31 protein-coding genes and 3 pseudogenes are annotated in these 26,852 nt (G+C 44.2%); 12 read left to right on the top strand and 22 right to left on the bottom strand.

Translation table 11 applies throughout. The features are described 5' to 3' along the window. Nucleotides 1–26 precede the first annotated feature (26 nt). A complete protein-coding gene (locus tag TREPR_RS09180) occupies nucleotides 27–1,490 on the bottom strand; it encodes a sodium:solute symporter family protein (RefSeq protein WP_015708027.1) in 1,464 nt (487 codons plus the stop codon). Nucleotides 1,491–1,635: 145 nt separating this feature from the next. Between TREPR_RS09180 and TREPR_RS19265 the strand changes: the two are divergent. Further along, nucleotides 1,636–2,791, top strand: a pseudogene (locus tag TREPR_RS19265) (glycosyltransferase family 4 protein). A 10-nt stretch (nucleotides 2,792–2,801) separates the two neighbouring features. Beyond that, on the top strand, nucleotides 2,802–3,974 hold the full coding sequence (locus tag TREPR_RS09170) for a DEAD/DEAH box helicase (RefSeq protein WP_015708026.1): 1,173 nt from the start codon (nucleotides 2,802–2,804) through the stop codon (nucleotides 3,972–3,974). 10 nt (nucleotides 3,975–3,984) lie between these two features. Here the strand turns inward: TREPR_RS09170 and TREPR_RS09165 are convergent, their stop codons facing one another. Together TREPR_RS09165 and TREPR_RS09160 are read right to left on the bottom strand one after the other, a co-directional pair. Beyond that, complete coding sequence (locus TREPR_RS09165) at nucleotides 3,985–5,334, bottom strand: hemolysin family protein (RefSeq protein WP_015708025.1); 1,350 nt, start codon at nucleotides 5,332–5,334, stop codon at nucleotides 3,985–3,987. 4 nt (nucleotides 5,335–5,338) lie between these two features. Further along, on the bottom strand, nucleotides 5,339–6,505 hold the full coding sequence (locus tag TREPR_RS09160) for an HD-GYP domain-containing protein (RefSeq protein ID WP_015708024.1): 1,167 nt from the start codon (nucleotides 6,503–6,505) through the stop codon (nucleotides 5,339–5,341). Nucleotides 6,506–6,827: 322 nt separating this feature from the next. Between TREPR_RS09160 and TREPR_RS09155 the strand changes: the two genes are divergently transcribed. From TREPR_RS09155 to TREPR_RS18950, 4 genes and pseudogenes are all read left to right on the top strand, one after another. Further along, complete coding sequence (locus TREPR_RS09155) at nucleotides 6,828–7,061, top strand: type II toxin-antitoxin system MqsA family antitoxin (protein WP_015708023.1); 234 nt, start codon at nucleotides 6,828–6,830, stop codon at nucleotides 7,059–7,061. 170 nt (nucleotides 7,062–7,231) lie between these two features. Further along, a pseudogene (locus TREPR_RS19145) lies at nucleotides 7,232–8,115 on the top strand (IS256 family transposase); the annotation flags it as partial. A 76-nt stretch (nucleotides 8,116–8,191) separates the two neighbouring features. Beyond that, nucleotides 8,192–9,406, top strand: a complete 1,215-nt coding sequence (locus TREPR_RS09145; RefSeq protein WP_015707812.1) for an IS256 family transposase — start codon at nucleotides 8,192–8,194, stop codon at nucleotides 9,404–9,406. A gap of 30 nt (nucleotides 9,407–9,436) precedes the next feature. Continuing rightward, a pseudogene (locus tag TREPR_RS18950) lies at nucleotides 9,437–9,631 on the top strand (IS256 family transposase); the annotation flags it as partial. Between the two features lie 88 nt (nucleotides 9,632–9,719). On the opposite strand, the gene TREPR_RS09140 reads toward TREPR_RS18950, so the two are convergent. The 12 genes from TREPR_RS09140 to TREPR_RS09090 form a co-directional block, all read right to left on the bottom strand. Beyond that, nucleotides 9,720–10,055 carry a type II toxin-antitoxin system RelE/ParE family toxin gene (locus TREPR_RS09140; RefSeq protein ID WP_015708021.1) on the bottom strand — a complete coding sequence of 112 codons (336 nt, stop codon included), beginning with the start codon at nucleotides 10,053–10,055 and terminating at the stop codon, nucleotides 9,720–9,722. Nucleotide 10,056: 1 nt separating this feature from the next. Further along, nucleotides 10,057–10,335, bottom strand: coding sequence for a type II toxin-antitoxin system Phd/YefM family antitoxin (locus tag TREPR_RS09135; protein ID WP_015708020.1), 279 nt, complete (start codon nucleotides 10,333–10,335; stop codon nucleotides 10,057–10,059). A gap of 196 nt (nucleotides 10,336–10,531) precedes the next feature. Continuing rightward, complete coding sequence (locus tag TREPR_RS09130; protein WP_015708019.1) at nucleotides 10,532–10,798, bottom strand: STAS-like domain-containing protein; 267 nt, start codon at nucleotides 10,796–10,798, stop codon at nucleotides 10,532–10,534. A 2-nt stretch (nucleotides 10,799–10,800) separates the two neighbouring features. Beyond that, nucleotides 10,801–11,250 (bottom strand): hypothetical protein, encoded by a 450-nt coding sequence (locus TREPR_RS09125; RefSeq protein WP_245534711.1) that lies wholly within the window; start codon nucleotides 11,248–11,250, stop codon nucleotides 10,801–10,803. Further along, the gene (locus TREPR_RS18945) at nucleotides 11,214–11,354 is read right to left on the bottom strand and encodes a hypothetical protein (RefSeq protein WP_015708018.1); all 141 of its coding nucleotides are present in this window, start codon (nucleotides 11,352–11,354) and stop codon (nucleotides 11,214–11,216) included. Before TREPR_RS18945 ends, TREPR_RS09125 begins: the two co-directional genes overlap by 37 nt. A 288-nt stretch (nucleotides 11,355–11,642) precedes the next feature. Beyond that, entirely contained in the window at nucleotides 11,643–12,272 is a 630-nt protein-coding gene (locus TREPR_RS09120) for a class I SAM-dependent methyltransferase (RefSeq protein ID WP_041611107.1), read from the bottom strand. A gap of 264 nt (nucleotides 12,273–12,536) precedes the next feature. After that, complete coding sequence (locus TREPR_RS09115) at nucleotides 12,537–13,727, bottom strand: hypothetical protein (RefSeq protein ID WP_148257273.1); 1,191 nt, start codon at nucleotides 13,725–13,727, stop codon at nucleotides 12,537–12,539. Nucleotides 13,728–14,025: 298 nt separating this feature from the next. Continuing rightward, nucleotides 14,026–14,631 (bottom strand): Fic/DOC family protein, encoded by a 606-nt coding sequence (locus TREPR_RS09105; RefSeq protein WP_015708015.1) that lies wholly within the window; start codon nucleotides 14,629–14,631, stop codon nucleotides 14,026–14,028. A gap of 2 nt (nucleotides 14,632–14,633) precedes the next feature. Then, nucleotides 14,634–14,870, bottom strand: coding sequence for a hypothetical protein (locus tag TREPR_RS09100; RefSeq protein WP_015708014.1), 237 nt, complete (start codon nucleotides 14,868–14,870; stop codon nucleotides 14,634–14,636). 284 nt (nucleotides 14,871–15,154) lie between these two features. Beyond that, complete coding sequence (locus TREPR_RS18195; protein WP_015708012.1) at nucleotides 15,155–15,484, bottom strand: type II toxin-antitoxin system PemK/MazF family toxin; 330 nt, start codon at nucleotides 15,482–15,484, stop codon at nucleotides 15,155–15,157. Continuing rightward, the gene (locus tag TREPR_RS09095; protein WP_015708011.1) at nucleotides 15,481–15,708 is read right to left on the bottom strand and encodes a ribbon-helix-helix domain-containing protein; all 228 of its coding nucleotides are present in this window, start codon (nucleotides 15,706–15,708) and stop codon (nucleotides 15,481–15,483) included. The genes TREPR_RS18195 and TREPR_RS09095 overlap by 4 nt, the downstream gene beginning before the upstream one ends. 283 nt (nucleotides 15,709–15,991) lie before the next feature. Beyond that, complete coding sequence (locus TREPR_RS09090) at nucleotides 15,992–16,912, bottom strand: hypothetical protein (RefSeq protein WP_015708010.1); 921 nt, start codon at nucleotides 16,910–16,912, stop codon at nucleotides 15,992–15,994. 571 nt (nucleotides 16,913–17,483) lie between these two features. On the opposite strand from TREPR_RS09090, the gene TREPR_RS09085 reads away from it, so the two are divergent. Next, nucleotides 17,484–18,713, top strand: coding sequence for an IS256 family transposase (locus TREPR_RS09085; RefSeq protein ID WP_015708009.1), 1,230 nt, complete (start codon nucleotides 17,484–17,486; stop codon nucleotides 18,711–18,713). 155 nt (nucleotides 18,714–18,868) lie between these two features. Here the strand turns inward: TREPR_RS09085 and TREPR_RS09080 are convergent, their stop codons facing one another. The 7 genes from TREPR_RS09080 to TREPR_RS18610 form a co-directional block, all read right to left on the bottom strand. Continuing rightward, nucleotides 18,869–19,666, bottom strand: a complete 798-nt coding sequence (locus TREPR_RS09080; RefSeq protein ID WP_015708008.1) for an SDR family NAD(P)-dependent oxidoreductase — start codon at nucleotides 19,664–19,666, stop codon at nucleotides 18,869–18,871. 18 nt (nucleotides 19,667–19,684) lie between these two features. Then, on the bottom strand, nucleotides 19,685–20,338 hold the full coding sequence (locus TREPR_RS09075) for a hypothetical protein (RefSeq protein ID WP_015708007.1): 654 nt from the start codon (nucleotides 20,336–20,338) through the stop codon (nucleotides 19,685–19,687). After that, nucleotides 20,335–21,156 carry an EFR1 family ferrodoxin gene (locus TREPR_RS09070; RefSeq protein WP_015708006.1) on the bottom strand — a complete coding sequence of 274 codons (822 nt, stop codon included), beginning with the start codon at nucleotides 21,154–21,156 and terminating at the stop codon, nucleotides 20,335–20,337. Before TREPR_RS09070 ends, TREPR_RS09075 begins: the two co-directional genes overlap by 4 nt. 84 nt (nucleotides 21,157–21,240) lie before the next feature. After that, complete coding sequence (locus tag TREPR_RS09065; RefSeq protein WP_015708005.1) at nucleotides 21,241–21,807, bottom strand: TetR/AcrR family transcriptional regulator; 567 nt, start codon at nucleotides 21,805–21,807, stop codon at nucleotides 21,241–21,243. Nucleotides 21,808–21,858: 51 nt separating this feature from the next. Next, nucleotides 21,859–22,011: a hypothetical protein gene (locus tag TREPR_RS18615; protein ID WP_015708004.1), complete on the bottom strand. Its 153-nt coding sequence runs from the start codon at nucleotides 22,009–22,011 to the stop codon at nucleotides 21,859–21,861. A 266-nt stretch (nucleotides 22,012–22,277) separates the two neighbouring features. Then, nucleotides 22,278–22,832, bottom strand: coding sequence for an N-acetyltransferase (locus TREPR_RS09060; RefSeq protein ID WP_015708003.1), 555 nt, complete (start codon nucleotides 22,830–22,832; stop codon nucleotides 22,278–22,280). Between the two features lie 3 nt (nucleotides 22,833–22,835). Further along, nucleotides 22,836–22,988 (bottom strand): hypothetical protein, encoded by a 153-nt coding sequence (locus TREPR_RS18610; protein WP_015708002.1) that lies wholly within the window; start codon nucleotides 22,986–22,988, stop codon nucleotides 22,836–22,838. 114 nt (nucleotides 22,989–23,102) lie between these two features. On the opposite strand from TREPR_RS18610, the gene TREPR_RS09055 reads away from it, so the two are divergent. From TREPR_RS09055 to TREPR_RS09035, 5 genes are read left to right on the top strand one after another with little or no spacing between them, the layout of a single operon-like run. After that, entirely contained in the window at nucleotides 23,103–23,711 is a 609-nt protein-coding gene (locus TREPR_RS09055) for a head-tail connector protein (RefSeq protein ID WP_015708001.1), read from the top strand. Continuing rightward, nucleotides 23,708–24,145 (top strand): hypothetical protein, encoded by a 438-nt coding sequence (locus TREPR_RS09050; RefSeq protein WP_015708000.1) that lies wholly within the window; start codon nucleotides 23,708–23,710, stop codon nucleotides 24,143–24,145. The genes TREPR_RS09055 and TREPR_RS09050 overlap by 4 nt, the downstream gene beginning before the upstream one ends. Continuing rightward, nucleotides 24,142–25,005 carry a hypothetical protein gene (locus tag TREPR_RS09045; protein WP_015707999.1) on the top strand — a complete coding sequence of 288 codons (864 nt, stop codon included), beginning with the start codon at nucleotides 24,142–24,144 and terminating at the stop codon, nucleotides 25,003–25,005. The genes TREPR_RS09050 and TREPR_RS09045 overlap by 4 nt, the downstream gene beginning before the upstream one ends. Continuing rightward, nucleotides 25,002–26,498 (top strand): hypothetical protein, encoded by a 1,497-nt coding sequence (locus TREPR_RS09040; RefSeq protein ID WP_015707998.1) that lies wholly within the window; start codon nucleotides 25,002–25,004, stop codon nucleotides 26,496–26,498. Before TREPR_RS09045 ends, TREPR_RS09040 begins: the two co-directional genes overlap by 4 nt. Nucleotides 26,499–26,507: 9 nt before the next feature. Beyond that, the gene (locus tag TREPR_RS09035) at nucleotides 26,508–26,774 is read left to right on the top strand and encodes a hypothetical protein (RefSeq protein WP_015707997.1); all 267 of its coding nucleotides are present in this window, start codon (nucleotides 26,508–26,510) and stop codon (nucleotides 26,772–26,774) included. Nucleotides 26,775–26,852: the final 78 nt, after the last annotated feature.

Raw genomic sequence — 26,852 nt, 5'->3', positions numbered from 1 at the left:
GTGGTAAATCCCTTTATGATACCGCCTCATACTCCTTGGAAAGCCTTGTCCAGCAGGGCCTTATCCGGCGGCGCGGTGAACAGTGATACTACGGGTACCACGATAAAGGGGACCACAATGGCAATAGACGCCGTCAATGGGGACCGGGAAGCGCCCAGGATAAAGAACAGCGCGATTTCTACCCCCAGCCCCGTGAGGAGCCCTGCGTATGCTCCGGCCTTGGTGACCTTTTTGGAGTAGAGGCTGAGTATGTAGGGGGCCGCAAAGGAGCCGGAGACCGCGCCCCAGCTCAGGGACATGAGGTACACGATGATGCTGATCTGGAACCGGGAGATAAAGTAGGAGATGATGATAAAGACCCCCGACAGGAGGCGCATCATGGCTACCGAATTGTCTTTGCCGGTTTTGACGTTTACCCGGTTGGGATTCATGTCAATGGCCACCGAGGAGGAGGAGACCAGAACCAGAGAGGATAGGGTGGACATGGAGGCGGAAAGTACCAGGAGCATGATCAGGGCCAGGAGCAGCTCTGGCAGGTGGGCAGTGAGCAGGGTGGGGACGATGAGGTCGTAGTTGATCCCCCCGGCGGCGGTTCTTGGCACCGTGGTCAGGTCGAAGAACACGTGGGCAAAAACGCCGGTGGAATAGGCGGCAAAGCCTATCATCAGGGCGAAAACCGTGGTGACTATGGCCGCCTTGGGGATCACCGCTTCGTTTTTAATGGCGTAGAATTTCTGGGTCATCTGGGGAAGTCCCCAGGTGCCGAAGCTGGTCATGAACACCAGGGAGATCACCGTCAGCGTCGAGGGTTGGTTTGCCGGGGGCACATGGATGGCGTAGTTTTCCGCCACCTTGCGTATCATCTCAAAGTAGCCGCCCCCTTGGCCGGAAAGGACCAGGATCATGATCGCCGCCCCGGCAAACATGATGATACCCTGGATAAAGTCGGTGATGGCGATGGCGAAATAGCCCCCCAGGATCAGGTAAATCCCCGTAAAGGCGATCATGATCAGCAGGGCCAGATCGTAGGGTATGCCAAAAACCTTTTCAAATAGATGGCCCAAGCCCTTAAATACCGAGGCCGAATAGGGCAGCAGGAAGAAGAAAATTATCGAAGCCGCCACTGGTTTGAGGTGTTTTGCCCCGTAGCGTTCCTGGAGGTATTCAGGCATGGTCATGGCGTCCAGGTTTTGGGTGATGCGCCGGGTCCGCCGGGCCAGCACCAGCCAGGCCGCCCCCGCGCCGATAACGGCGTTGCCCAGGGCTATCCACAGGGCGTTAAGCCCGAATTGCCAGCCCTGGGTTCCGGCAAAGCCGATAAAAATAACCGCCGAAAAATAGGATGTTCCGTAGGCCACCGCAGAAACCCAGGGGCCCAGGCTGCGGCCGCCTAAAAAGAAATCCCCCAGGGTTTTAGTCTTTTTCATACCCCAGATGCCGATTCCGGTCATTAATGCAAGGAATACCACCAGAAAAATGATTCCGATCATTGGAACCGCTCCTTAAGAAAGAATTTTTGGACTTTTTAACAGAATAAACGTAAGTATATTTGAAATATGGTTTTTGTTCCAGATATTTGTAGAAGTGGCGGAAAAAAAACGTTATACTGAAGATGTATCGGAGGATTAGCGGATTATGAATATTGGTATCTTCACTGACACCTATACCCCCCAGGTAAACGGGGTGGTTACGGTGGTTAGGACCTTGAAGAGTGAATTAGAAAAACGGGGGCACCGGGCCTATATTTTTACGGTACAGCATCCCAATGCCGTGCCCGAGGAAGGGGTGTTCCGGGTCGCTTCTTTTCAGTTTCCCAGCGAACCCCAGCACCGGGTCGGGGTTTTCATTGAAAAACAGGTCATTGATATAGCCCGGCCCCTGAACCTGGATATTATCCATACCCATTCGGAATTCAGCCTCTACCTTGCTTCCCGCCAGGTCAGCCGGAAGCTGAATATCCCTGCGGTACATACCTTTCACACCTACTATCCGGACTATATTTATTATGCCCCCCTGCTTATAGAGCTGTTCTTTAAAAAGAACCTTTCCGCCTATACACGGCATGTGCTCAGGAGCCAGCGTTGTATTGTTGCCCCGTCCAAGAAGATCAAAAATTATATGGATATGATTAAATACCCCAGACCGGTGCGGATCATACCAAACGGCATAGAGCTTACCCATTTTTGGGAGCGCTCGGCCAGTATAGATCAGGATGCGGCTGCCATGAGGAAGCGCTTCAATATTGCCCCGGATGATGAGGTGATAGTTTTTGTAGGCCGTCTGGGTATTGAGAAGAACGTCTATACCCTGCTGGAAAATTTTAAGGAAATCCTGGCCCGCCGTCCCAAGGCAAAACTGGTTCTGGTGGGGGACGGCCCGGATCACCGGGAACTGGAAGCCCAGGGCAATGAGATGGGTATCAGCCGCGCGGTGGTCTTTACGGGCTACCTCCATTGGCCGGATGAAATAATGCTGATCTATTCCGCCGCAGATTTTCATGAGCGCCTCCCACAGCGAGGTACATCCCATCACCTTTATTGAGGCCATGGCTTCGGGGCTCCCGGTGGTGGCCGCTGCGGACCTCAGTATTGAGGATATGGTTATTAATGGGGACAATGGCTGGGCCATAGGGGACGACAAGTTTCTTTGGGAAAAAGCAGTGGAAGTACTCTCTGATCCCGGAGAGCGGCGGCGCATGGGCCTCCGTTCTGTGGAAATATCCCGGAACTATTCGGTGGAACGGTTCATCGAATCCATGATTGCCCTGTACGAAGAATACCGGAAAAGATGAGGGGAACGATGTGAGTAATGAAGATGGCGGGTTTTCGGGGCTCGGGGTGGGCCCCTTTTTTATTGAACGCTTAAAAGAGCGTGGTATCCGGGAACCGGTGGAGATACAGAAGCGGGTGATACCCCGGATGCTCCGGGGGGAACGGGCGCTGTTCTGTTCCCCCACCGGGACGGGGAAAACCTTTGCCTACCTGATCCCCATACTCCAGACCCTGATGGAAGGGGACGGCACAGCCCGGGGGCCGGCGGCGCTGATCCTGGCCCCCACCTACGAACTCTGTTCCCAGATAAAGCAGGAGGCGGATTTTTTGCTCCAGGAGACCCCCTTTAAGGCAAGCCTCCTGATTGGGTCCGCAGCCATGGGGCGACAGATAGATATGCTGAAAAAGGACCGCCCCCTGCTGGTGGTGGGCAACCCCGGGAGGGTACACCAATTGGCCCAAATGGGGAAACTCCGGCTGAACCTGCAATTTCTGGTATTTGACGAGGCGGACCGGCTTACAGCGGAAGAACTCTACGGTGACACCCGGGATCTGTGCTCCCTGATACGGGGAGACCCGTTGAGCGCCGCCTGTTCCGCCACCCTGCCCGTAAAATGCCGGGACCGGATCCTCCCCCTCATGGGGGAACCGGTGTTTGTGGAGGAGTCCGCTGAAAACGTGATACTCCGGGATATGATTGAGCATTGGGCATTTTTCAGCGAAGAGCGGGACAAGATCGGTGTGCTCCGGTCTTTTTTAGCGGCTGCCCATCCACGAAAAGCCCTGGTCTTTACCGCCCGGACTGCCCAGGTGGGGAATATCGTCACCAAGCTCCAGCACCACAAAATTCCCGCCCTGGGCCTTTTCGGGGACATGGATAAAAAGATGCGCAAGCAGGCCATGGACGACTTCCGCAGCGGCCGCGCCCTGGTCCTGGTGGCCAGCGATCTTGCCGCCCGGGGCCTGGATATACCGGACCTGACCCACATCATCGCCCTAGACACCGGGGAGGACCCGGACGCCTACATTCACCGGGCGGGTCGGACCGCCAGGGCGGGCAAACGGGGCGTCATGGCCACTATCGGAGACGAGGGGGACTTGCGGAACCTTTCCAAATTGGAAAAAAAGCTGGGGATCGCGGTGTACCCTAAGGAATTATACGGGGGAAAGGTCTGCGTACCCGAGGCGGATGAGGAAGAATGATGTTTCATCTTCATTCGTGTGGTTTATCTTCATTCACCACTTTTTCTATCAACAGTTTATCTATCCGGTTCCCGTCCATATCCACCACCTTGAATCGGTAGCCATTCCAGTCAAATACTGCGCCGGTACGGGGAATTTCCCCGGCCAGTTCCAGGATGAAACCTGCCAGGGTGTGGTATTCCTGGGGATCCTCCGGAAGCCCCGCAATGGGGAGTATCTCCGCAATGTCGTCGATGTTCACATTGCCATCCACCAGGTAGCTGCCGTCTTCCTGGGCCAGGATAGGCTCATCCTCAGCGGCGGTGGCGGAAAGTTCGCCCACGATCTCCTCAATCAGATCCCGCACGGTCAAAATACCTGCAAAACCGCCGTATTCATCGATGATAAACAGGATGTTTGAATCCCCCTTCTTAAAGGCTTCAAAGGCCTTGAGGGATGACATGGTCTCCGGGACAAAATGGGGTGGGCCCATGATGGACTTAAGGCCCTCCCAGGAATTTTCCAGCAGCGCCAGGAGTATGTCCTGGACCGAAACCACCCCCACCACCGCATCCAGGGTTCCCGAAGCTACCGGGAAGAATCGCTGCGCCTGGTACTCAAGGGCCATGGCACGCACTTTTTCTGCTTCCGTATCAATGTCCAGCCACTGGATTTCCGATCGGTGGGTCATAAAGGTTCCCACAGGCCGATCCCCCAGGTAGAAAACCCCCTCCACCATGGTCCGCTCTTCGCTCTCCACAATGCCCGACTTTTCCCCTTCCTGAAGGGCCAAACGCAGTTCGTCTTCGGTCATACCCGGATCAGTCATAGGATCGATACGGAGGATACGGAGCACCAGGGAGGATATATGGGCGCCGATGAACAGCAGGGGGGTAAAGAGTACCCTGATGATGCGGATCAGGGGCAGGGAATAGAGGAGTATGGTTTCCGGGTCCTTCCTGGCAAGGTGCCTTGCCAGGGAACCGCGCAGTATTACTGCGATTATGGTGATCACAAGAGCGCTTATCAGGGAGGGCAGGGCGAAGTAACCCAGCGCAGTGCCCCCTGCAAAGCCCGGGATTCCCCGGTCGGCGATGTCTGCCGGCACAAACCGGGGTAGTATCCCTAGGGACAAAATGACCCCCAGGGCACCGGCCAATATATCAATAAAAATAATCCCCATACGGAGGGCCGAAAGGAGGGAATCCGGATTGTCCGCCGCTTCCAGGGCGGGTTTGATTTTTTTATCCCCCTCCTCGGTCTTTGTCCGGAGGCGGCTTTTGCGGGAACCCAGGAGGGCACTTTCGGCCAGGGTGAAAAAGCTGCTCACCAGGAGGAGGAGCAGTATTATAATAGCAGTAGCAGGTAAGGGGTCATCCATGTTTTTATCCCAACTCGTCCCGGACCAGGGGGCGGACGATGTGCACGCCGTTCTGGGATGTTTCCAGGGTTCTGATTTTTCCATCCGGGGTCAACGCCCCGAGTATTTGCACGATAGGGTACCGGGGGGTTTCGGGGTTCACATCCACCACCTGGCCTTTCCGTCCGTTGGAGAGGAGTACGTACAGCCCGATGGGGTAGACGGAAAGGGAGAAAACCAGGGCCCGGATAACTGTATCGTCGTACTGTTTCCCCTCATTTTTGAGGAGGTCCACCATCCCCTCGAAGCCATCCTTAGCCGTCTTATGGGGCCGCTTGCTGGTCTGGGCTTCGTAGGAACAGACTACGGCGATGATCTTAGCGTAGAGGCTGATCTTGTCCCCCGTAAGTCGCCGGGGGTAACCGGCGCCGTTTTCCCGTTCATGGTGTTCCAATGCGGCGATGGTCACCGAGAGAGGGAGGTTAAAGGATTTGAGGATATTGAAGCCCAGTATGGGGTGGGTTAGTATGGCTTTCTGCTCCTCCGCCGTCAGGGACCGCTCGTTCATGTACACCTGGGGAGGGAGGCTGAGCATCCCCGCCTCGTGGAGCACCGCAGCGACCCCCAGCTCTATAAGCCGGTGGCTGGTGAGTTTGAGGTATGACCCAATGATCAGGGCCAGGATGGTGGACTTCACCGCGTGGGAGGCCAGGTAGTTTTGTTCCGAATCGATGTTTTTTTGGGTAGAATTAAGGGCCAGGTACAGCAGATGCCGGCGGTCTTTTTTAATAGTATCGCAGAGGGCCTTAATCCTTTCCGCAATCTCATTAAACTTGGGGGGAATATTGATGGACATCTGGGCAAAGAGGGATTCCACATAGCTCCGGAAAGCGTTATAAAAAATTTCGGCTCGTCTTATCTGTTCGCTGTCCCCGCTTATTTTCATCTTGAGGGACAGTGGGGAGGTATTTACCTCCTGGTCCCCGGGGCTATCCTGAACTTCTTCGGCGGCGTACTCGTCCCGGGGCTCGCCCTCGCTCTGTATGGTCTGGAAACCCCACTCCAGCAAGGCCCGGATCACGGAATCCCCCAGGGCCATTTCCGGAGCGGCTATGATAAATTCCTGATCCAGGAAGACGGGCTTTGAGAAAAAACTGTCCGGCGTCAGGGCCTTAACGGTATAATCCTTCATCGTATCGGTTAGTATAGTATACTACTATTTTTAGTTTGTTTAGTCTCAATTGGCTCAGGATAGGCATTTTATGACAATTGTATTGGGTTACTGACAAGGAGGGGGGCAATACCCTCGCCTCCCAACTGGGTGGGGGGGCGTCAGGCGCTATTTCCGACAGGAAGGCGGTTTTATGGGCGCTTCCTTCTGTCTTCTTGGCTATTCGAAGTTTTGGGCTATACTAGACTGTGAATTTGGATACCATAAAGGAGCTTTGCAGAGGTAATAACCTTTAATGGGCCGAATGGTCCGATGATTTTAGAAAACGCAAGGGGAATGAAATATGACTTGCTTTATGTGTAAAGGCTCGCTTGAAAACGACCATTCTACTTTTATGGTGGACCTGGGTAGTTGTATAATTATTATAAAAAATGTTCCTTCCCAGGTATGTACCCAATGCGGAGAAACTTCCTACAGTAATACTGTTGCAGGAAAATTGGAACAAATCGTCTCCTCTATTAAAAAAACAGTTGTAACTGAAATTGCAGTGGTAAACTATGATGAGCAAGCCGCGTAGCAGCCGGCTTTCTTGCATATGTGTTTTTTACACTGAAGAATAAACTGAAGTTTGAGAACGTGAGTGGGAAGGCGAGTGTCTATTTGCACGGGGCCGGGTAGAACTGGGCGGTTATCGAGGACTTGTAACAAAATTAGTGTAAACGGCCATACTACTTAGAAGGAGCAAGTATGGCCTTTTCAAAAGAAGTCCTTGATGCAATTCTGAAGGACTACCATGGACCCGACGATTTTTATGGGCCCGAAGGGATCATGAAACAGCTGACCAAAGCGCTGGTGGAGCGGACGATGGAGGCTTCGAACCTTCGGTTCGCACTGACCGAGCATCTTGGGTATGAGAAAAACGACCAGGGTGAAAAACAAATCTCGAATCGCCGGAATGGCAAAAACACCAAAGAGTTGAGGACCGACCACGGGCCGATGCCGGTCGAAGTTCCCCGGGATCGGGAGGGGACATTCGAACCCCAAATTGTACCCAAGCACCAGCGGGAGTTTCGGGGATTTGATGACAAAATCCTTTCGGTGTACGCCCTGGGGCTGACCACCCGCCAGATTCAAGATCACCTCAAGGACATTTACGCCGTTGACGTCTCGCCTGAGCTTATCAGCCGGGTAACCGATGAGGTTAAGGAACTGGCAGCCGAATGGCGGGGGCGGGCCCTTGAGCCCTTTTATCCGGTAGTTTTCCTGGATGCGCTGCGGGTCAACATCCGTGATGGGGCTATGGTAGTCAAGAAATCCGTTTATTTGGCCTTGGCGATACGTTTGGACGGCCATAAAGAACTATTAGGGCTCTGGATTGAGCAAAATGAAGGGGCCAAGTTCTGGCTCCTCAACCGAACTGCGAAGCAGTGAAGGTTCCCCTCTTGATGGGTATCATGAATGAGCTCAAAAACCGGGGGATAACGGACATCCTCCTTGCCGCCGTCGACGGGCTGACCGACTTTCCCGATGCTATCGCCGCAGTGTTCCCCAAAACCGAAGTTCAGCTTTGCATCGTCCACATGGTCCGGAACTCAGTTCGGTTTGTCCCGTACAAAGACCGGAAGGCAGTGTATACCACCAATGCCATTGAATCGGAGCCTGTAACAAAATTAGTGTAAACGGCTATACTACCTAGAAGGAGCAAGTATGGCCTTTTCAAAAGAAGTCCTGGACGAGATTTTGAAGGACTACCATGGGCCCGATGACTTTTACGGGCCCGAAGGGATCATGAAGCAGCTGACCAAAGCGCTGGTGGAGCGGACGATGGAGGCTGAGCTGACCGAGCATCTTGGGTATGAGAAAAGCGACCCGGGTGAAAAACAAATCTCGAACCGCCGGAATGGCAAAAACAGCAAAGAGCTGAGGACCGACCACGGGCCGATGCCGGTCGAAGTCCCACGTGATCGGGAGGGGACATTCGAGCCTCAAATTGTTCCCAAACACCAGCGGGAGTTTCGGGGGTTCGATGACAAAATCCTTTCGATGTACGCCCTTGGGCTTACTACCCGCCAGATTCAAGATCACCTCAAGGATATCTACGCGGTTGACGTCTCGCCTGAGCTTATCAGCCGGGTAACCGATGAGGTTAAGGAACTGGCAGCCGAATGGCGGGGGCGGGCTCTTGAGCCCTTTTACCCGGTAGTTTTCCTGGATGCGCTGCGGGTCAATATCCGCGATGGGGCTGCGGTAGTCAAGAAATCCGTTTATTTGGCCTTGGCGATACGTTTGGACGGCCAGAAAGAGCTGTTAGGGCTCTGGATTGAGCAGAACGAAGGGGCCAAGTTTTGGATGGGCATTATGAATGAACTCAAAAACCGGGGGGTACAGGACATCCTCTTCGCCGCCGTCGATGGGCTGACCGGTTTTCCCGACGCCATTGCCGCGGTGTTCCCCAAAACCGAGGTCCAGCTTTGCATCGTCCATATGGTCCGAAACTCAGTTCGGTTTGTCCCCTACAAAGACCGGAAGGCGGTGACAGCCAGCCTCAAAACTATTTACCTGGCTCCTTCAGCGGAACTTGCCGCCGAAGCGCTGGACGAGTTCTCAAAAGTGTGGGATAAAAAATACCCGATGATTTCAAAGTCCTGGCGGAGCCGGTGGAACGAGGTCATACCGTTTTTCAAATTCCCACCTGAAATCAGGAAGGCGGTGTATACTACCAATGCCATTGAATCGGTTAATTACACGATTCAAAAAATTATCAAACACCGCCAGTCTTTCCCAAACGATGAGGCTGCGGTGAAATTAATTTTTATGGGCTTGAAAAACATTTCCAGAAAATGGACAATGCCTATACGGGATTGGGGCGCTGCCCTCAATCAATTCGCAATCATTTACGGGGAAGACAGAGTCCCCCTATGATTACCGTTTACACTAAAAAAATTACAAGTTCTTGAATCGGTTAATTACACTATTCAAAAAATTATCAAACACCGCCAGTCTTTCCCGAATGACGAGGCTGCGGTGAAATTAATTTTTATGGGCTTGAAAAACATTTCCAGAAAATGGACAATGCCTATACGGGATTGGGGCGCTGCCCTCAATCAATTCGCAATCATTTACGGGGAAGACAGAGTTCCCCTATGATTTACCGTTTACACTAAAAAAATTATAAGTTCTTCACGCTATGCTATGAGGGCACGATTAAATATCACGACCCCTGTACGATTTTTATTTATATTTTATTTTCTATTACCAAATTTAATAATACTTCTTCTATATTTCTTCTTGTATCCAATATATATTGTATTGATATTAATTTATTGTTATTTAATATTTTATAATATATTTTCCATGGTTTTACATTTATTTCAAAAACATCATTAATACCAATTTCTAATAATTCTTGTGATTTTCTGGTTGTAACCCTTTCTGATTTTAATAGTTCAATTTTACCTATGATTTCATCATATACTTTACTTGCATTAATTGATCCAGAATTTTCTATGATATATTTTAAAATATTATCGAAGGCATTTTCACCATGTTTTGCCCAAATAATTTTCCGCATTTTATTTTCTGCCTAATGTTTTTTCAAAACGCTTTTTTGCATTTTCATGGGTCACGACATTACCATTTTTTATGTCAATTTCACTAAAACTCAATAATTTTAGCAGATTTATGGCATTTAATGTCCTTTGATAACTATCAATGTCTATAATTACCGCTTTTGCCTCACCGTTTTGCGTTATTATTATAGGAGATTTTGTTTCTCCTACATTCTTAACAATTTCTGTAGTATGAGCTTTTACATAAGAAATCGGTTTAATATTCTGAACTAAATCTATCATAATATACCTCGCATACTGAATATAGTACAATATTTTGATTAGGTCAATACTTTATACAGAATATTGTACTGTTTTATATTTTTGGTTAAAAATCGTATTTAGCATAACATTCCGGTTGTTTACGACGTTTTGCAAGCCCGAATAAGGGCTTTAGCCCCGAAGCGTATACAGACCTGTTATGTGCAACACGCCCGTTTTATACCAATATAGTCTTTAATGACGCACTAACTGATGGATTTTCTGTGTTAATATATTTTAATTCATTATTAAATTCCGTTTTTATTCCTGTTATGAATTCATCCAGCCAAGAAGGTGTCATAACTTTTATCTCCTCAAAATCCAATACAATTTCTTCGGTCGGTTTTATATCTTTAAAAATATATGCCTTTGCCATTAAAAAGGCTTCCCGCCCTGATGGCCTATTGAGAAGATTTTCTCCAAAATTTTGTATTCTTATATTCATGATCACTTACCTCCGTCAAAATTAAGAATTGCCAAACATCCTGATATAAGAAAGGCGCTCTTTGAATATTTTATGCCATCTTTATCTATACGACAATATCCATTACCAGATTGAAAAAATAAATTCCAATTGTCCTTTTGGATCGTTTCCGAAACAAATTTCAATCCATTACCGCGTTGTTCCGGGGATCGCCCTGAAATCTTTTTTGTAAAAGCAATTTCTAAAGCTTCAATATTAGTTTGTATATTTGGTATAACTTGTGATAATGATTCTTTTATCCCTCTTCCATAATCACTTAAAACTATATATTTTTCATGAAAAGTAAAGTTGCAATAAACTCCCTTTTGGTCCATATTCTCAAATATAAAATTATGGTCAAATGTATTATTTCCAATTTCACCAATTATGGCCGATTCTAAATATTTTTTTGTGGTAATAATAAAACTTTCCAACCGTGCTGTAAAAATATCACGAGTGATGGAGAAATCTCTTTGTCTTTTTCAAACCCATTTTCTCTGATTTTTAGGGCTTCTTTAATAATGTCTTCACTGATCATTCAACTTTATCCTTTATATTAAAAGATACACGGTATTTTTGAATTATTCAAGTCTTCTTCAGTGAATTTTTCAAATAATTTTAGGGCGTATTACAAATAACGTTCCGGCTGTATATGAAGTTTTTGCGTTTGCGATAAAGGAACGCGAAGCGTTCTAGCAAACGTAAAAATATTGCGGAGAAAAAATGCACAAAGGGCGTAGCCCGACTGCGGTTTTTCGTAGCCCGAGGGCGCTACTGGCGGCGAAGCATATACAGTCCTGTTATGCGAAGTCCACGCACTTTACACTTATGCTTTCTTTGCTATTACACAAACAAGTTTTTTATTTTTTGATAAATTAATATTTATATCAATAAACCCACTTTTGGTTAATATATTGACAAAATCATTCGGTGAATAAATATTTAAATCAAGTATTTTTATAAAATACTCATACGGAGTTTTTTCATTATCTACACTAACAGCTTCATTACAAATAAAAAAAGTTCCGCCTGATTTTAATACTCGTAATTTTTCTTTTAAATCATTTATAATATCAGGCCAAAAATATGTTGTTTCAAATGCGGTTACTATATCAAAAGTTGTTTCATTGTAGGGAATATTTGAAACGTTGCCTATTTTTATTTCACATATATTTTTATTAATTGCTTTTTTATTATATTTTATAGCCTTTTTAACACTTAATTCTGAATAATCAATACTGAATATTTTTAAATCAGATGCCTTCTTTAACATTCGTAGAATATTTGCTCCACCGCCACAACCAATATCTAAAATTATGTCATTGTTTTTTATATTCAAATATTTTAACCCCCATTTTGCCATTATACTATGACCCCAATTCATTGACCATAACATGATGGCACCACCTATACCTTTCGGGTTTCTTGTATTTTGAAAAAAATCTTTTAACATCATTTTACTCCTTAAATATTGTTATACAATACTTACAATATATTGTCAATAGTATGTATATTGATATTTTCAAAAAAATTTGCGTGGATTTCGCATAACGACCCGGCTGTTTACGACGTTTGGGCGGCACTATAAAGCATTGCGCAGCAATGCGTGCCGCCCAAATGTGGTTGAGAGAGCCGTGGGAGTGAAACGACCTAGGCGACCGAAACCGGAGGAGCGAAGCGACGAACCGTATACAGCCTGTTATATGATGCGCCCATTGCTTTACAATATATTCTTATATTTCACTAATGTTTGTTTATATTTGCCAGTAGCAGTTAATATTTCTGCAGAAACAGTTTTATTCTTTAATATTCCTTTGTGTTTGTTTTCAATACCTAAGTTATTTAGTATTGTTTTTGTTACCCATCCGCCTCCCCTATTTTTAGAATTAATACACATTATAATGCTCTCAATTTTTCTAAAACTTAAACCATCTTTTAAATATGCCCGAATAATATCACCTTCATTATATACTTGATTTGCATTTGCCATTACAACTGAAGAAGTAGTTTTTATTTGTAAACCATATTCAATACCTATCTCTATATCACCCAAGTTGCTTGACCTAATAGTATTATATGAATTATCAAGTAAAATGTTTTTTTGATACGTTTCAAATATATTTTTATATTTTTCTTGCATATATAAATACATATATTGTAATAATTCTTTATATTCCCCTATATTATTGTTACTTACAACATCTGTTTCATTCTTTCGCTGTGGAACCAAAAAGTAATTAATCGGATGAACAAGCCGTAAAAAATGTGCTTTCATTTTACTTTTATCAATAGAATCTATATCATTGTCAATTTTTCTATAAGGATAATTTGAACCATTGTATATTTTCCATTCATCTTGGATTCCAAGAGGAAATAATATTTTAGAATCTTCTTCATAATCAAAATTGTAATTGTCATTTACAGAAAAAATATGTGCCAATTTCCAGCCATTATTATTAATATTTACACTTTTACCTATTTTAAATGCCTGGTATGGAATTTCCTCTTTAGTATTTCTAAATCCATAAGGGAATTGCCTGGTTGTCATTACGTCATAAAAATCTTTATAATCTGGCACATATTGATTAATAGCCATAATATAAAAATAATGAGCCAAATAATTATCACAAAATACATAACAAAAATCATTATTATATTTTGTATAAAAACCTCTTCGAATATTATTCCAATTATTATTTGAATCAGTATGATGTCTACGAATAAAATATATTGCTTTCGGTTCATTGACATAAGTGTTTAATAAACTATCCCATTGACAGAGAATTTCTTTTTTAGGCAATGTATTTTTAATACAATTTGTAAAAAATAATTTGATTGTTTTGTCTCTACCATTAGGTAATTGTATACAACCTGATTTATTAATATCTTTCAAATAATCTATTAAGTTCATGCTTATCTTCCTTTACAACATGGTAAACTATTTTGCAAATAATTTCAATGGGCGTTTCATATAACGTTCCGGTTGTATGCGAAGTTTTGGCCGCCCGGATAAGGAAATGCGAAGCATTTCCAGGGCGGACAAAATTTGGGTGTAATGAGGCGTGGGAGCCTTTAGGCGACCTAGCCGAATGGAACCCCAAGGGGCTTTAGCCCCGCAGCGCATACAAACCTGTTATATGAAGTTTTTAGAGTGCACCAACCACCAAACCAATTTCTTTACTATCCAGTCTTCTATTAATTGATGTTTCTTATTTTATCTTTATTGATTTAGCCAGTATTTTTATTAAATTTTCGTAAGAACCATTAAAAGCTTCTATGTCGGCCAATAAAAGTTCGTTTTTATTTGTTTTACTAAAATCAAGAATATAATTAGCATTTAATGATAATTGTCTAAAATATTCACGTGATGTCCGTCCATTTCCTTCTCGAAATGGATGTAGAGCATTTACTTCACCCATATAATATGCCAAGCGTTTGATAAAATTATTTTTTGGTAAATTTTGCAATATTTTTTCATCTTTTAGTTGTGTAAATATTTTATCTGCATTTTCCTTTAAATATTGACCACGGCAAAATATTGAATTCCCTTTTGTCAAAAATTCTCCTTTTCTTATTTTACCCGCCCATTCATAAATATCTTCAAATATTATTTTATGAATATTACAAAAATGGTCAAAATTAAATAAACCTTCTACCGGCATATTATATAGCATCAATAATTTTATACTTGTGATTTCACGTTCAGCCTTTAATAATATAGAATCTTCTTTTAGTCCCAATTTATTTTTTAAAATACTGGTTCCGGGATAACAATAATCTTCGGAACCTTTATAGGTATAATTATATTCTTCCAAAATTATGCCTCAACTAATGTATATTTTTTTATTGTTTCCTGTAAGACTTCGTTAATGTCTACCTTGCCTGTAATACAGTTCCTTAATCGATATTTATCATCTTCTGTAAGAGGCATATCTTCCATTTTCATTGAAAAATCAATATTTTCAATGATATTTTCAACAGTTTTGTCCATAATTTCCTCCGATAACAAAATATCTATTATTTTACCATATATTATTTCTTTAAGCAATGGCATGGGGAACGAGGTTATCCTATATTATTGCCATATATAAATGTGCTTTCTTAATTCTCTTCAATTTTCACTCTAAAAATTTCATATAACGTATTGATTGTATACGAAGGTTTGCCAGCCAGAATAAGGGCTTGCGAAGCAAGACCATGGCTGGCAAACTTTGCCTCCACAAAACCCCACAAAGGCGCTACTGCGCCGACTGGGGTTTTGTGGAGGCCGAGGAGCGACCGCAGGGAGCGACGAAGCGTATACAATTTTGTTAGATGAAGTTGGGCCGTACTTTATTTCTAATATTCTATTTCTAAGGCTATTGTTAAAGCTTCTTTTAATTCAAATAATTTTTCTTCAGATAATATTCCAATATAATTTGTCAATAATGTTTTTGGGATACTTATTAATTCATCACAGTGTATGGAACTTTTATGTTTTAATCCCTCTTCTATTCCAATTTGAACTTGCGTCGATATTGAATCATAATTAGAATAAACTGGGGCACATGTTACTGTCGAAAATTTTGAATCAATTAGTATTTGCCTGCTAACAATTACAAAGACTCTGTATTTTTTAGGATCGTTTTTTGAACCATTATAAACTCTATATAATTCCCCGCGTTTCATATATTTACCTGATACATGAGGACATCTTCTGCTTTTCTGTTTAAACTAAGTGATTTTTCGTTAATAATTTGTAGATCCTTATTGTTTCTGTAGTCCCTTTTTAGCAATTTCAGGTATTGCCATAAGGCTTTTTCTATAAAGTCAGATCTATTTCCGTCTTTGTTTACCATGTCCAACTGGGAAAGAATTTCATTTGATAATGATATAGATGTTTTCGTTTTCATGCTACTATTATACCACCAAAGTAGTATATTGTCAAGTATTTTATGTATTTTTTTTTATATTTTCAAAAATTTTAGGCCCAATTTCGTCTAACGTTCCGGCTGTATACGACGTTTTTGCGGTTGCGATAAAGGAACGTGAAGCGTTCCAGCAACCGCAAAAATGTGGCGGAGAAAAAACGCACAAAGGGCTTTAGCCCGACTGCGTTTTTTCGTAGCCCGAGCCGCCTACTGGCGGCGAAGCGTATACAGACCTGTTATGCGACGTTTTTTGCTTTTAATTACATTAGCAAAATATTGCACTGTTAAATTTTATAGCAAATGTACTCCCACTAATAGGATTAGCACCAAAAGTATCCATACAGTAAAAACCAATTGGTAAAGCAACAGCATAAGCGTTTTGTACTGTTGCAAAACAGGAAAATGTAAAACGTTCTCCATATGAAATATTAATATCATTTTCCGGCGGTAAAAACGGGATAAGTTTAACATAATACTGTATACCTTTATCTTCATAAATAATATCAGGAAAGCTTTCGTCATTCGCAGTATTTACTGAAACAACTTTCTTCCCGGATTCATTTAGAATACTTTTAGTAATTTCAATACCAAAAGTTAACAATTCCTTGTCAGTCATTATTTGACCGATGCGTTCTTTTGATGCGAAATGCTTAAACATTTTAGGTTCACTATTCGTATCTATAATACCAATTCGATACGATTCAAATGAATAAACATCTGGATCAATCATATATAAATTTGAAATTTTATCTTCATTGAAATCAAATACTAATAACGATTCGTTTATACTGGATTCAGTTTTTTGATGCAAGAATAATGCATATGTATAATTTACCGGTGAAATTCCCTCTCTTAAAACAACAACTGTAATTTCTGGCTGTGAACTCGTTTTTTTGATTGTATCAAATTTTCCTACAATATAATTTTTATAATTATCAAGTTTAAGATTAGGTTCATGAACCCAATACGAACCATATTCAAAATTTTTATCTAACTTTGGCAGAAATTCACCTGTATCCAGAGTATTCCATCCTTTTTTAACTGAAAGGAATGCCTTCCAACGATTTTCATTTAATTTTGAGACAAATGGATTATCATTCTCGTTGTTGTACTGCCATTTTTTCACCTGTTTTACAAGCATTTTTTGTCCATTTATTTTTATTTCCCCATTAATTTCTTTTCTCATCTTTATCTCCTATGGTGATTCTACACTATTTTTTTAATTTGTGCAATTAATTTATTATAAAAAAATTCAAAAAATGTCGCATAACGTTCCGGCTGTATGCGAAGTTTTTTTGGCGCGATAAAAAAATGCGTAGCATTTTGCGCCAAAAAAATTTGGGTGAAGTGAGCCGTGGGAAGCGAAGCTGACCTAGGCGAGCGGAACCCCGAGGGGCTTTAGCCCCGAAGCGTATACAGACCTGTTATGTGCCGTTTTTTTGCTTTATGCATTCATTTTGTGTTATTTTTGATTTATCCAATTTATTGGGTCAAAAATGATCAATGTCATTAAAAACAATAAATTATTAATGAAGCCCGCAGCCCTAAAGTAAAGGGCAAGGTTATCTGAAGATTTTATTTTGAAATATTAAGGGTATAATCTCTATATTACATATCGACAGAGAATTAAAAATCAACGAAACCATAATAGCCGCAAAAAATATAATCGTATAGATAATAAAAATAGTAATATTAGTTTTAACTAGGACTTGTAACAAATTTAGTGTAAACGGCTATACTACTTAGAAGGAGCAAGTATGGCCTTTTCAAAAGAAGTCCTGGATGCAATTCTAAAGGACTACCATGGACCCGATGACTTTTATGGGCCCGAAGGGATCATGAAACAGCTGACCAAAGCGCTGGTGGAGCGGACGATGGAGGCTTCGAACCTTCGGTTCGCGCTGACCGAGCATCTTGGGTATGAGAAAAACGGCCAGGGTGAAAAACAAATCTCGAATCGCCGGAATGGCAAAAACACCAAAGAATTAAGAACCGACAATGGGCCGATGCCGGTCGAAGTTCCCCGGGATCGGGAGGGAACATTCGAACCCCAAATTGTACCCAAGCACCAGCGGGAGTTTCGGGGATTTGATGACAAAATCCTTTCGATGTACGCCCTGGGGCTGACCACCCGCCAAATTCAAGATCACCTCAAGGATATCTACGCCGTTGACGTCTCGCCTGAGCTTATCAGCCGGGTAACCGATGAGGTTAAGGAACTGGCAGCCGAATGGCGGGGGCGGGCTCTTGAGCCCTTTTATCCGGTAGTTTTCCTGGATGCGCTGCGGGTCAATATTCGTGATGGGGCTACGGTAGTCAAGAAATCCGTTTATTTGGCCTTGGCGATACGTTTGGACGGCCATAAAGAACTATTAGGGCTCTGGATTGAGCAAAACGAAGGGGCCAAGTTTTGGATGGGCATTATGAATGAGCTCAAAAACCGGGGGGTACAAGACATCCTTTTCGCCGCAGTCGATGGGCTGACCGGCTTTCCCGACGCCATTGCTGCGGTGTTCCCCAAAACCGAGGTCCAGCTTTGCATCGTCCATATGGTCCGGAACTCAGTTCGGTTTGTCCCGTACAAAGACCGGAAGGCGGTGACCGCCGCCCTCAAAACTATTTACCTGGCTCCTTCAGCGGAACTTGCCGCTGAAGCGCTGGAGGAGTTCTCAAAAGTGTGGGATAAAAAATACCCGATGATTTCAAAGTCCTGGCGGAGCCGGTGGAACGAGGTCATACCATTTTTCAAATTCTCGCCTGAAATCAGGAAGGCGGTGTATACTACCAATGCCATTGAATCGGTTAATTACACCATTCAAAAAATTATCAAACACCGCCAGTCTTTCCCGAATGACGAGGCTGCGGTGAAATTAATTTTCATGGGCTTGAAAAACATTTCCAGAAAATGGACAATGCCTATACGGGATTGGGGCGCTGCACTCAATCAATTCGCAATCATTTATGGGGAAGACAGAGTCCCCCTATGATTACCGTTTACACTAAAAAAATTACAAGTTCGATTAAATCCGCTTTATCGAGGGCGGTCTTGAGTATAGCTTTCTGTAGATCTAAACTGATTTCCGAATGTGCCATTTCCTTTTAACTCACTTTGAGTTTAATATCCCTTCATTGAAAATGTTATTTATGCATTTTCCCATTCAGACCATACTGCCAGTTTTTGTTCATATACCTGTTTAACGATGGCGGTAATATCTTTTCCAATTAACAGATGACGGGGTGGATTTCTCGATTGAACAACCCGCATTATAATTTTTGCGGCGTTATTAGGAGGTTCACCGATATGATTATTACTGTTCTCAAGGAATAATTCAAAATCTTCTTTGTAAGCGGGTAAGCGGATTTCTGTTACTGATGATGTACCAACAAGGTTCGTCCCGAATGAGCCAGGCTCTATCATGGTTGTTTTTATACCGAATTTCTCGACTTCTGCCGCCATAGCCGTCAAAAAACCTTCAAGCGCATACTTGGACGCATGATAGGCGCTCACGAAAGAAGATGCCACAACTCCGCCTACCGAAGTTACTTGCAGGATATGTCCGGCTCCCTGCTCGCGTAAAATTGGCAAGACTGCCTGAATAACATTGACCGAACCAAAGAAATTGGTCTCCATCTGGTTACGAAGCTCTTGTTCCGTCAATTCTTCAACAGGTCCGAAATGGAGATACCCTGCATTGGACAGCACAATATCCAATTTTCCAAAATGATTCTTTGCCCTGTTTACAACATCAAATACTTTTTTTCGGTTTGTAACATCCAATTTCTCCACCAGTAGGCGGTTGCCATATTTTTCCTGCAATATGGACAAGGGATGCGTATTTCTGGAAACGGCTATGACATTATCTCCCTGTTCAAGGGCGGCCTTTACAAATGCGAACCCAAAACCACTGGATGTACCAGTGATAAACCATACTTTACTCATGCTTTTTCCTCCGTTTTATTAGCGAGGTGTCAAAACGCCTTTGATAATTAAGATGCCATTATTATAACCTGCTGTTAATGTCCCCGAATATTTACGGCTTGCATTAGTAACCGCGGTATCGGGAATAAGAGTGATCTTATTCCAATCAATAGCATTCATATTTTTTGCGTCAGCCCCTGGTCTTACATATTGTGGTCTTAATACAGAGACTAAGGTGTTGTTTACTGTTATGTTCTCTGCCATAAAACAAGCATTTTCAATATTGATATTTTTATTGTCATCTGTTTGTATGTGATACACGGTGCCATAAACGATAAAACGAATTATTAGTTTTTGCCCTTCCTCCTGTACGGTAAGATAAAAGTTATCCGTATACTGACGTGAAGCAACCGGAAATAACATTAAATGACGGATACCTCTTGGCAGTGTGTATCTTCGGTTTATCGATGTGTCAAAACGGACTGCGTCAAATTCTCTTGTTGAGTGTGTTTTACTTGCTCCGGTTAAGACATCATAGGCATCGTCTATGTGTTTATTGCCTATTGACCATTTGAAATAATCCCGCTCTGGTTCTGAGCGAAGCACGTTGTACCGCATATCAATAGTAACTTCCTGTGCATATATAGAAAATCCTATAACGGCGAATAAAACAACATAAAATAGTTTTTTCATAATTCATTCTCCTTTTGAGGGGCATTTTTTATCGTCAGTTTTTCAACTAATTGTGGTATCGGCTTGGGATAATGAGCGAATTGTCGGTAATTATCAGTATAAATCGCCTGTACCGGACAATGATTGTAACAGGCAAAACAGCCGCAGCATTCTGATTCATTGAATACGGGCAGATCCTTAATCGTAACTAATCCATAGGGACAGGTTTTTTCACACTTGCCGCAACAAAGGCAGAGATCCGTATCAACCTTTTTATCCCCCATGCCTTTCTGCATCATTTGGGCGGTGAAAGTTTGGCTTAACATGACGTAATGAATAGCCGCTTTTACTTTTCGTTCCGGTACTTCCACGCCATCTGCAATTTTTTTTGCAATACCGGACAATTCCGTAATAAAACGGTTAAATTTAAGCATCTGCGAATGGGTCGGATTCTCTATATGACCATGCTCCCGGCGGATCACTGGCGGATAATTTTCAGGGGTATTCAAGGCGTGATCCAGGACAACCCGAAAACCCTTAGCGGTAACCATATCGGCCAATATTTTCGTTGCAGCCCCATTATTCCGGCCATAGGTTGTAAATACAAACGCCGGCTTTTGGCAGCTTTCCATATCTTCAATATAGTTTTTTACAAACCGGGCAACCTTGAATTCGCTGGCAAAGGTAGCAAAACCGATAAAAGGAAAAGCACGTAAGTCTGGTTTTGTGTCACGGATATTGATAAGTTCAAATTCAATACCTGTTACCGTATTTTTAATATATTCACAGGCAAGACGGGTATTTCCGGTAAGGGAAAAATACAAGATAGCGCCTTTCATTTTATATGTTCTCCTCTCTTTTAATTATAATAATCGAACATTCGTTTATTATAGGATAATAAACAACACTAAACCTGCTATTGTTTATGCTTTTATTGCATCCCAACTCATTTGAATAATCTGTTTAATAAGTTTCTCCGGTAAAGCTTTTTTCTCTGTCAATGTTTTTCCTACAGCGCCTACCGGTTTATAACAATAGGTGATTAACAGTGATGATGGTACCGGCTTGAATATACCCTGCTGTATTCCTTTCTCGAAAACGGCTCTAAGGGGCCTGAACATTTCCATCGCATCATCTTCACAAAGGCCCACTAATGGCGAATTAGCGAATTGTTCAAGAAAAAGATAATACCGTCTGTATTCCAATACAAAGATTAGGACATTCCGTACAAGACGCTCAACAATGTGCTCCATCGGAATATCATCAGTAATACCATGCATCATGGTGTTTCTTAGTTTTCCCTTTATCTCAAGATACACCTTTTTAAGCATATCTTCCTTATTCTCAAAGTAAACATAAAGGGTCGATGACGAAACCCCTGCCCGCTTACCGATTTTTGACATGCTTATTTCAGAAAACCCTATCTCATTCAGCAAGTCAATAATTGCCTCAAAAATAGCCTCCTTTTTAGAGTCATCCTTTGTTCTCATGGTTTCTATAATAAACGATTATTCGATTATAGTCAAGAACTTTTTTGCAGCTTACTCAAGAAACTTCCGTATTAGCCGTTCTTCTTCTTTATGCCGCTTTTGGGCTTCGGGGGTTATGGGTTTACGGATCTGCTCTATGATTTCGCGGATGATTTTCTTATCTTTTATTTCGGTTGGTTGGACTATTTTTACCTTGACGGCCATGTTCTACCTCTTTTTTGAATATAGCGGTAATCCGGGGAAACGGCAAGAGCCTTGATTTTTCCTGCCTAATACCCCTATATTAGCAATGAGAAAGGAAAATATCGTCCCTTTTGACGGTGCTTCGGGGGTCAGGTTCGCCTCACTATCCTGAACTTACTTTCTCATTTTTATTTTGTCCAGGCTAATTTCGTTCTTTTCGCCGTAATACCCCAAACAGTGTTAACGCTTTTTATATGGCTTTATTATTTACGGGATAAGCCTTGCTTCTAAACCCAAATATCCTTCCGCATACTGATTGTCTTTCGGTTTTTGTTGTAGAGTTCTTCGTTTTTGATAAACCCGTTTTTCTCGTAAAAGGCCAGAACGCCTTCATCGTGTTCTATGTCGGCATCAACGGTGAGGAAACGGGCGGAACAATAATCGTCATTGCAGCCCAGGGCTTTCCATAGAGCAGCGCCTATCATAAAGGAGCCTATGCCTTTGTATTTTTCTGAAAATAATTGAGAGACCGCAAGTTTGGCGATCTTTATAGCGGGGATGGTCTTGAAGGGGTAGTTGAGGCTATGAAGTTCCTTTTCCGTTGCCGATAGTTTAATGGCATCCGCTATCAAGGACATATAAGCGGCTATTCTTCCGGTAGCCTGTTCCCGTAATAGCCAGGTTTTTGCAATATGGTCATTCTGTGAACGGAGGGAGTCTTTATACAAGTATTCGTTATATTCTTCGATAGGGCAGGAGAAATCCGCAAGGGACATTGAAGGGGTAAGGCATTCCAATTTGAAAGCATCGCTGTGTTCTTTCCTGCCAAATTGGATACGCACGATCTACTTCTCAAACTGTTTATAAAACGCCACCAGTTTTTCGTTCCGCTTGATAACTTTGGCAGGGATAGGTCTGCGGATCTGTTCTATAACTTCCCGCACCATTTTCTTGTCTTTTATCTCCGTGGGCTGGACGGGCTTAATTTTGACGGCCATTTCGTTACCTCTGGTCTAAATATATCAGATTTTAGGGAGACCGACAAGCCAAAATTACCTGTTTTGCAGGTTTGTCCCATTTTTCTACTATATGTATGGACTTATCTTGTCCCTATGGATAAAACACCGCTTCATTCCTTAATCCCTCTGGCTGATTTCAAAGCGATCCTGGGCATAGATGACCGGGAGGACGCTCTTTCACGGTATTGCCTTATCACGGCGACTTACACCATTGAGCAATATTGCCATAGGCGGTTACTGAAAAAACGGCGTTTTGAATTCCCGACTTTTGTGGGTGAGTATGAGTTTCCTTTGAAGGATTACCCGGTACGGGAAATCCTGGCGGTTTACCGTATCCACCCCTTAACGCAATCGGAACTTGTGGAGCCGGAATTTTATCATACGGTCCCGGATTGCGGGGATTTAGACGACATTCCTTTCTTCCTTTCGGTGTCTCCTACCTTAAAACTGGTCCGGGGGATTTCGGGGCTAAAAATCTACTATTGGGCGGGGTATCGGCAAGCGGAGGTTCCGGCTGATTTATCCTCGGCGTGTCTGGAACTGGCGGCATGGAACATGAGTCGTTACCGGGGGCGGCGTATCGGCATGACCGGGGCGGTACGGGGGCAAAGCGGCCTGAAAGCCGATGGGGAGCATTTGGAACCGTCTATGCCGGAGAATGTTAAGGCGCTTTTAGAGCCATATCGGAGAAGGCTTATATGAGCGACTTCATTGAACAAAAAATACTTACCGCTTTTGAGAAACTTCTGACCGGGCGGGTCAATGAACTTTTACAAAAATATGAATTTAGGATTGCGCCTATTGAGTTTAACGCCCCTGCGGGTGTTGGGACTATTGCGCCTGTTCTGCGGCTTTACGAATGTGAACGGCCGGAGAAGGAACGGATAGTACAAATTGACGCTTATACCCTGACTATTCGGCTGACCATCCCGGAAACGGCTGACAGTGAACGGGATGCCTACGCTTATGCTGCGGCGATTGGTACGGCCCTTGCGGAAGATCCGACCCTGGGGGGCGTGACGGACAGGGCGGTTTTGACGGGGAAGAAATACGTCCCGCCGAAAACGGCTTTTAACGGCGAAGGCTGGGAGGCGGTCTTTACCCTGCGGCTTACAGTTGAGGGGATGACGGTATGAACGTACAGGGCCGGGATTGCTGTATCACCTTGAAAACACAGTACCGGGAAATGGGACTGCCTTATTCCGAAGAAACGATTAGGGAAGCGGTATCGGTTTTGAAGGAAGAAGCGACTATTGAAGGGGCCGGGAACTGCGGGGCTATTCGTGTGAGCCGGGGAGTTACGGGCTGCGTGGTTACGCCCCTTTCCATCGAGAGCGCCCCTTTGCTTTTTGTGCTGGCCCTGGGACGGTCGGGGCTTCCGGCATTTGTAAGCGGGACACGGGTTTTATACCGCCATAGGGTAAACCTTTCGGCTATGGAAAGCGGACTGCACTTTGATTTGATACAGGACCGGGGGACGGTGCGGACGCTCTATGAAGGGTGCCGGGTGAGGGATTTTGAACTGCGGATTATGCGAGGTGAAGCGGTAAAACTGAAATTGGATATAACCGGAAACTTTCCCCCGGTTTCATATCCCTACCCGGAAAAGGCGGCGGTGTATAGCGGAGAACGCTTCAAAGAGGATGGGGTTAAGTACCGGATCAACGGAACGGAATATAAAAATATCTATGGGCTGACTATCTCTACCCGGAAGGATGGCGGGACACAAACGGAAGTACGGATACACCGGACTATGAATACCGCAATGGAGATCCCGCCGATTATTGAGACTTTGGAAATTACCGCACAACTACTGCATGACCACTATGACTACCGCTTGTACGGAGCCTTCCGGCTTACCCTTTCCCGGCTTGTGCTGATGGCTGATGAAACGGCGATAAACGCCGGAGATACGGTTATCGGTCCCCTGCGTTATTACGTTGCGGGGGATTTTTCCGCTGACGTATTTACTAACAGTGAGGAAGTAATCGAATGAAATTTTATGATATTGATAACGCCCTGCTTGAAGCCATAGAAAAGGGAGATAGCCCGGTACGGCTGGGGATTAGCCTTGATTGGTCGGGTACTGGTTTTTATGAAAGTGTTTTTGAACAGGACATTATTGAAGCCTCATTTTACGGCCTAAAGGAAGTGTCCGGGGGGACTACGGCACGGGGGGAAGTGTTACTGGATAACACCTACGGAACCTACGCTTGCGGAGGGAACGGCGGGAGAGGAGCGGGTCGGGAGGTACGGATTAGTTTTTCTCTTGGGGAAGGGCTGCCCTGGTTTCAACGCTTTGTCCTGTATGTTGACGATAACGGTTTTCAGGACATCCGAGGGCCGGGGCGTAAACGGTATGTCCGGCTTGGTTTACATGATCGCTCGGCATTGCTGCGGAAAACGGAAAATAGCCGGGATTGGACGCATCCGGCAGTATTCACCTACTCGGTTATTTGCGATAAAACACAGCCGGAAAAATCGCTGGTACATTTGATTACGAAACGGGCGGGAATTGAAAGCGGAGATATAGACTGCGCCACTATCCCTATTATTTTGCCCTATGTGAAGCTGACTAAAAATATTTGGACTGAACTTTCTGAATTGGCAAAAACCTTCCGGGCGCATTTGGAATGTGCGCCGGAAAAACCGTTGGTTTTTGCCCATTCGCCCTACCAACAAGAAACTGAAAATGTTGACGACTGCTCTTACACCTTTTCCGGGGAGCATATCTTTTATCTGCGGGAAACAGCACGGGCGGAACTGTACCGGAATACGGTACGGCTTAAAATCAATATTCCGGTTGCTTTGGAAAAACAGGAGATATGGCGGTATGACGATCCCCCGGTTTTGTATGATACGGACCTTACGCCGATGTATCCTTTCCGCTCTACGGTGTTGCGGGATATTCAGAATACGGGGTACGAAGCGCAGTACCGGATTAAGGATGGCGGTACGGAGCGCCCGGTAATCTACGCCGACCAGATAGACACACAGGAGGAAGCAATGGAATGGCTTGATTTTGAGGGTGGACCATTTGCGTACTCCGCTTATGACGTTACTACTCACCATGAAAAAGCGATCATCACCCTGAATACGGAAACTGATGGGGACTTACGCCGGGCTTCTATCTATGGGCGGCCTATTGTGCTTGATTTGAACCGCTCTTGTTTCTTGCGGGATACGGAAGCTATCGCCCAATACGGGACGGCGGCTTTGAATGTATCGGGTTCCTATTTTTCGGAAGATACGGTAGGCGGCCTTCCTATGTATGAGGATTGGACTATGCGGGAACTTTCAGAGCGGTTACAGGAGCGGCGAGAGTTTACGGTTAAAACCCACCGGGGATTATTCCATGCCCGGATAGGAGCAATGGTAAACATTGAGACCAAGGGGGAAACACTGAGGGGGACTATTAACGCCCTTTCTTTGCGGTATAGGCAGGACACTGCTTTCGTGGCGGCTTTTCGGATCGAAGAAATAGTTTAGGGGGATGGCATGGCGGGTAAACGGAATAGCAATACAGGGGGTAACGGTATGACGGAATCGGACAGGCGGCTTCTGGTTGAGAACACGGCGGAAATGCGGGAACTCAAAGGGCAGTTGAAAGAATTCAAGGAACACGTCATGGGGCGGGTTGAAAAACTGGAAAAAAAGGAGGCGGAACGGAACAAGGAACGGCTGTCGGTGGTAAGCGTATTTATTTCTTCGGCGGCTTTGGCGGTAAGTATCATTGTTAATTTTTTTCGGCATGGCGCCAAGTAAAGCACGCGAAACATTGAGCGTGTATATGAAAAATGCAGCACTTTTAGATGCCGCGAAAGCGGCTTCTTTGAGCCCCAA

Origin of the sequence: Treponema primitia ZAS-2 (assembly GCF_000214375.1) — a bacterium.
Taxonomy (GTDB): Bacteria; Spirochaetota; Spirochaetia; order Treponematales; family Breznakiellaceae; genus Termitinema; species Termitinema primitia.
Note: the sequence above shows the minus strand (reverse complement) of the source record. Positions and strands in the feature narration are given on the sequence as shown.

What these genes read in the sequence shown, in the direction of transcription:
- TREPR_RS09180 (WP_015708027.1), bottom strand. Translation starts at nt 1,490, where the DNA reads ATGATCGGAATCATTTTTCTGGTGGTATTCCTTGCATTAATGACCGGA.
- TREPR_RS09165 (WP_015708025.1), bottom strand. Translation starts at nt 5,334, where the DNA reads ATGGATGACCCCTTACCTGCTACTGCTATTATAATACTGCTCCTCCTC.
- TREPR_RS09160 (WP_015708024.1), bottom strand. Translation starts at nt 6,505, where the DNA reads ATGAAGGATTATACCGTTAAGGCCCTGACGCCGGACAGTTTTTTCTCA.
- TREPR_RS09155 (WP_015708023.1), top strand. Translation starts at nt 6,828, where the DNA reads ATGACTTGCTTTATGTGTAAAGGCTCGCTTGAAAACGACCATTCTACT.
- TREPR_RS09145 (WP_015707812.1), top strand. Translation starts at nt 8,192, where the DNA reads ATGGCCTTTTCAAAAGAAGTCCTGGACGAGATTTTGAAGGACTACCAT.
- TREPR_RS09140 (WP_015708021.1), bottom strand. Translation starts at nt 10,055, where the DNA reads ATGCGGAAAATTATTTGGGCAAAACATGGTGAAAATGCCTTCGATAAT.
- TREPR_RS09135 (WP_015708020.1), bottom strand. Translation starts at nt 10,335, where the DNA reads ATGATAGATTTAGTTCAGAATATTAAACCGATTTCTTATGTAAAAGCT.
- TREPR_RS09130 (WP_015708019.1), bottom strand. Translation starts at nt 10,798, where the DNA reads ATGAATATAAGAATACAAAATTTTGGAGAAAATCTTCTCAATAGGCCA.
- TREPR_RS18945 (WP_015708018.1), bottom strand. Translation starts at nt 11,354, where the DNA reads ATGATCAGTGAAGACATTATTAAAGAAGCCCTAAAAATCAGAGAAAAT.
- TREPR_RS09120 (WP_041611107.1), bottom strand. Translation starts at nt 12,272, where the DNA reads ATGATGTTAAAAGATTTTTTTCAAAATACAAGAAACCCGAAAGGTATA.
- TREPR_RS09115 (WP_148257273.1), bottom strand. Translation starts at nt 13,727, where the DNA reads ATGAACTTAATAGATTATTTGAAAGATATTAATAAATCAGGTTGTATA.
- TREPR_RS09100 (WP_015708014.1), bottom strand. Translation starts at nt 14,870, where the DNA reads ATGCCATTGCTTAAAGAAATAATATATGGTAAAATAATAGATATTTTG.
- TREPR_RS18195 (WP_015708012.1), bottom strand. Translation starts at nt 15,484, where the DNA reads ATGAAACGCGGGGAATTATATAGAGTTTATAATGGTTCAAAAAACGAT.
- TREPR_RS09095 (WP_015708011.1), bottom strand. Translation starts at nt 15,708, where the DNA reads ATGAAAACGAAAACATCTATATCATTATCAAATGAAATTCTTTCCCAG.
- TREPR_RS09090 (WP_015708010.1), bottom strand. Translation starts at nt 16,912, where the DNA reads ATGAGAAAAGAAATTAATGGGGAAATAAAAATAAATGGACAAAAAATG.
- TREPR_RS09085 (WP_015708009.1), top strand. Translation starts at nt 17,484, where the DNA reads ATGGCCTTTTCAAAAGAAGTCCTGGATGCAATTCTAAAGGACTACCAT.
- TREPR_RS09080 (WP_015708008.1), bottom strand. Translation starts at nt 19,666, where the DNA reads ATGAGTAAAGTATGGTTTATCACTGGTACATCCAGTGGTTTTGGGTTC.
- TREPR_RS09075 (WP_015708007.1), bottom strand. Translation starts at nt 20,338, where the DNA reads ATGAAAAAACTATTTTATGTTGTTTTATTCGCCGTTATAGGATTTTCT.
- TREPR_RS09070 (WP_015708006.1), bottom strand. Translation starts at nt 21,156, where the DNA reads ATGAAAGGCGCTATCTTGTATTTTTCCCTTACCGGAAATACCCGTCTT.
- TREPR_RS09065 (WP_015708005.1), bottom strand. Translation starts at nt 21,807, where the DNA reads ATGAGAACAAAGGATGACTCTAAAAAGGAGGCTATTTTTGAGGCAATT.
- TREPR_RS18615 (WP_015708004.1), bottom strand. Translation starts at nt 22,011, where the DNA reads ATGGCCGTCAAGGTAAAAATAGTCCAACCAACCGAAATAAAAGATAAG.
- TREPR_RS18610 (WP_015708002.1), bottom strand. Translation starts at nt 22,988, where the DNA reads ATGGCCGTCAAAATTAAGCCCGTCCAGCCCACGGAGATAAAAGACAAG.
- TREPR_RS09055 (WP_015708001.1), top strand. Translation starts at nt 23,103, where the DNA reads ATGGATAAAACACCGCTTCATTCCTTAATCCCTCTGGCTGATTTCAAA.
- TREPR_RS09050 (WP_015708000.1), top strand. Translation starts at nt 23,708, where the DNA reads ATGAGCGACTTCATTGAACAAAAAATACTTACCGCTTTTGAGAAACTT.
- TREPR_RS09045 (WP_015707999.1), top strand. Translation starts at nt 24,142, where the DNA reads ATGAACGTACAGGGCCGGGATTGCTGTATCACCTTGAAAACACAGTAC.
- TREPR_RS09040 (WP_015707998.1), top strand. Translation starts at nt 25,002, where the DNA reads ATGAAATTTTATGATATTGATAACGCCCTGCTTGAAGCCATAGAAAAG.
- TREPR_RS09035 (WP_015707997.1), top strand. Translation starts at nt 26,508, where the DNA reads ATGGCGGGTAAACGGAATAGCAATACAGGGGGTAACGGTATGACGGAA.